This window comes from Pseudonocardia sp. SID8383, assembly GCF_009864975.1.
GTDB lineage: Bacteria > Actinomycetota > Actinomycetes > Mycobacteriales > Pseudonocardiaceae > Pseudonocardia > Pseudonocardia alni.
In genome coordinates this window covers 1-3,808 of the sequence record NZ_WWFY01000717.1, presented here as the reverse complement: position 1 = coordinate 3,808, position 3,808 = coordinate 1, and the positions used below count along the sequence as shown (strand labels likewise).

Sequence of the window (3,808 nt, the reverse complement as noted above, 5' to 3'; positions counted from 1 at the left end):
GTTCCCCGGCCCGGGTCAGCTCGTGCCCGGCCCGGTTCAGGCCGACGGCGCCGAGGCGGGCCGGGAGCCGGACGGCGTCGGTGACGGCGCCGCGCGCGATCTGCAGCGGGGTGGCCCGCAGCGGCGCGGGACCGCCGACGGCCTCCTCGGCGAGCACCGTGGTCAGCCACTCGACGGTCTCGCTGTGGGCCTCGACGAGCTCACCGGCGAGGCGGTGCACCCGTTCCGGCCCGGACGCGGTCAGCGCCTGCAGGTAGCGGGCGCGGTCCTGCAGCTGCCGCTCCAGCGCGAGGTCCCCGAGCAGCGCCTCGTCGAAGCGCTGGGCCTGCTCGACCTGGCTCTTCACGAACGCGAGGATCCGGCCGCCGACGGCGCCGACCAGGTCGGGTACGGCGTCGAGCTCGCGCAGGGCGTCCTGGATGCGGCCGAGCCGGTCCTCGGCGCGGCGGGCGTTGTCGGTGAGCTCGCGGCGGGTCTCGTCGGTGCGGGCCTGCACGGTGCGCAGGCGCGCGATCCGGTTCTCGGTGCGGGTCAGCTGCTCCAGCACACAGAGCTGGGCGACCACGGCGGCGGTATCGGTCACGAACACGTCCTCTTGCGGCGGCGACAGGGTCGCACTACGCCTACCCGCGATCCGCGGTCTTACTCCTGCCCACCGGTGCCGCTCCGGTCAGATCACCGGCATGTTCAGCTCGGTGCGCAGGTCGGCGGGGTCCATGTCCGGCGACGGCTCGGTCAGGTAGACCTCCCAGAACACGTCGCCGCCGCGCAGGCCCTGCGCGGCGACCCACTCCCCCAGCCGCTGCCAGGCGGCGCCGAGCCCGTCGAACGACCCGGCGTGGACGACGCGGGCCACCCGGCAGGCGGGGAGCGAGCCGGCGACGACGTCGCCGTCCGGGGTGACCTCCCGGTCGGTGGGGAACCCCGTCTCGAGGTCGGCGGTCGTCGTCAGCGGCCCCCGGTACAGCGCGAACGCCGGTCCGGTCACCGTCACCCCCTGCCCCGAGACGGTCCCGGGGAGGACGGAGTAGGCGCGGTCGAAGAACGCGGGCAGGTCGGTGACCGGGACCGTGCCGCGGACGACGGCGGTGGGGCAGGCGGTGACCTCGAGGAGCTCGGGGGTGGTCATGGACGGGTCCTTCCGGCGGGGTGGGTGGTCCACCGGGGTGGACCGCGCCGGGTGTGCGGACTCATCGGTCCGCGCGGGGCGCGAGGTGGGTGGCGAGGAAGCGGTCGGCGGCCTCGAACATGGTGGCCAGGTTCTCCGGGTTGACGATGGCGTGCCCCTCGTCGTCGAACACCAGGTAGTCGACGTCGACCCCGCGTCCGCGCAGCGCCGCGACGAGGTTGTCGGACTCGGCGCGCACCACCCGGACGTCGTTGGCGCCCTGCACCACCATCAGCGGGGTGCGGATGTCGTCGACCCGGGTGAGCGGCGAGCGGGCCAGCATGTCCGCCTCCTGCGCCGGGTCGGCCGGGTCGCCGACGTAGCGGAACCAGTTGTTGACCAGCCCGGGCCGGGTGAACTCCGGCACGGTGCGCAGGAAGTCCGCCAGGTTCGAGATGCCGACGTACTCCACCGCCGCGGCGAACCGGCCCGGGGTGAACGCGACCCCGACCAGGGTGGCGTAACCGCCGTAGGAGCCGCCGAACATCGCGACCCGGTCCGGGTCGGCGTACCCGCGGGCGACGGCCCAGTCGACGGCGTCGATCAGGTCGTCGTGCATGGCGCCGGCGAACTCCCCGACCGCGGCCTCCATGTGGGCGCGACCGAACCCGTAGGACCCCCGGAACTGCGGCTGCAGCACCGCATAGCCGCGGTTCGCCCACAGCTGCACGCTCGCGTCGAAGCCCCACCAGTCCCGCGACCACGGCCCGCCGTGCGGCATCAGCACCAGCGGCAGGCCCTCGGGTGCGACGCCGACGGGCAGCGTCAGGTAGGCGAGCATGTCCCGGCCGTCGCGGGCGGTGACCGTGACCGCCTCCATCGGCGCCATCGCGGCCGGGTCGAGGTCGGCGCGCGGGCGGAACAGCAGCCGCGACTCCCCCGTGGCGCGGTCGTGGAACCAGGTCTGCGGGTCGCGGTCGTGGGCGAACGTCGCCACCCAGCGGCGCCCGTCGACGTCGCCGGAGACCCCGGACAGGTCCCCGTCGCACAGGCCGCGCAGCGCGACGAGCACCTCGGCGAAGTCCGGGTCGACGGCCCGGATCTCCTGGCGCGCACCGAGGTAGCGGACGCCGAGCAGCTCGCCGGTGCCGCGGTGGCGGATCAGCGCCGACGGGAGGCTGGGGAAGATCTGGGCCCGGATGTCGATGTCGTGCTCGGGGTGGCGGTCGACCTCGGTGACCTCGCCGGTGGTGGTGTCGAGCCGGCCGAGGTGCAGCCGGTCGCCGTCGCCGTAGGTGCCGATCCAGATGCCGGTGCCGTCCGGGGTCGGCTCGTAGGGGTACACGCCGATCGGGTGGGCATCACCGTCGAAGGTCGCAACCAGCTCCTCGCCGCGCCACACCTGCGCGACGCCGTCCGCGGTGAGGGTCTCGCGCAGCAGCTCGTCGCCGACGAGGGTCCAGCCGTCGCCACCGCCGGGGCTCTGCGCGAGCACCGTCATCTCCCCGGTCGCGACGTCCAGCTCGCACAGGTCGAACTCGACGGGGTTGCGGGCGTTGCTCTGCAGCAGCAGCTTCCCGGGGCGTTCCGGGCGCTGCTCGACGCCGAACGTCGTCGCCCCCTCGAACGGGGTGAGGTCGACCGCGGGTGCCTCCGGCGCGGTCAGGTCGACGCGGAACACATGCCAGTTCTCGTCGCCGCCGGTGTCCTGCAGGTAGAGCAGGTAGCGGGGGTCGTCGGTCCAGTGGTAGCGGAGCACGGTGCGGGTCTCGTCGGCGGTGACGCATCGCTCGCCACCGCCGTCCACGTCGGACACCCACACGTTCAGGCGCCCCTTCCACGGGGCCAGGAAGGCGATGCGGGTGCCGTCCGGGGAGATCGTGGCAGCGGTGCGGTCGGGCATCCGCAGCAGGTCGCGGGCGGGGATCGGGTCGGGCAGGGCCATGGTGGACTCCGGGGTCGGGGCGGCGGTAGGGGTGGCGGTCACAACGCGGTCCAGATCGTCTCGGCGTCGACGACGCGGTGGCGGCGCCAGGTGAGGGCGCGTTCGGCCGCGGCGATCACGCCCGCGACCAGCAGGCCCGTGTTCAGCCAGCCGGGCAGGGCGACCGGTGAGGTGAACGTCCCGAACCGGGCGGCGACGGCGTCGATGCCGGTGAGCAGCTCCAGCGCCACCGGGACGGCAAGGACGAGGTTGACGAGCAGCACGACGACGGCGACCGTCGCGATCGTGCGGCTCACCGCCGGTGAGCGGCGGGCCAGCCGCGCGCGGCGGTACTCCAGCGTGCCGGGCACCGGGGGCAGCCTGCGCTCTCCGCCGTCGTCGGTGACCAGGTGCATCCGGGTGATGCCGTAGAGGCCGGCGTCGACCTCGATCCGGCCGCCCGGCACCGGCAGCGACGCCGGCATCTCCGCCCGCGCGACCTGCTCGCCGTCGCGGTACAGGCGTGCGTCCCAGTCCCGTGCCTGGTCGACCTCGACGGTCCACATCGCGCCGGGCCCGCCGGGCTCGGGGAGAGGGGCCGCGTACAGCGAGCGGGTCAGGATCTGGTGGCGGCGCAGCGGCCGCAGCCGCCGGCTCACCGGGCACCCGCCGTCGCCGGGGCCGGCGCGGCGGCGTCGGCCGTACCCGGTTCGCCGAGGTCACGGAACGCGGGCGCCACCAGCGCGACGAGTGCGGTGCCGACCGCGACCGCGGCG

General features: G+C 74.9%; 3 protein-coding genes and 1 pseudogene. All 4 read right to left on the bottom strand.

Annotated elements, in window-relative coordinates:
• Positions 1 to 583: pseudogene (locus GTW08_RS17340) on the bottom strand (ferritin-like domain-containing protein); the annotation flags it as partial.
• Positions 584 to 670: 87 nt separating this feature from the next.
• Positions 671 to 1,129, bottom strand: a complete 459-nt coding sequence (locus tag GTW08_RS17335) for a GyrI-like domain-containing protein (protein ID WP_073577252.1) — start codon at positions 1,127 to 1,129, stop codon at positions 671 to 673.
• A gap of 61 nt (positions 1,130 to 1,190) precedes the next feature.
• Entirely contained in the window at positions 1,191 to 3,095 is a 1,905-nt protein-coding gene (locus tag GTW08_RS17330; protein WP_304580180.1) for an alpha/beta hydrolase family protein, read from the bottom strand.
• A complete protein-coding gene (locus tag GTW08_RS17325; RefSeq protein WP_073577253.1) occupies positions 3,092 to 3,691 on the bottom strand; it encodes a hypothetical protein in 600 nt (199 codons plus the stop codon). Before GTW08_RS17325 ends, GTW08_RS17330 begins: the two co-directional genes overlap by 4 nt.
• Positions 3,692 to 3,808: the final 117 nt, after the last annotated feature.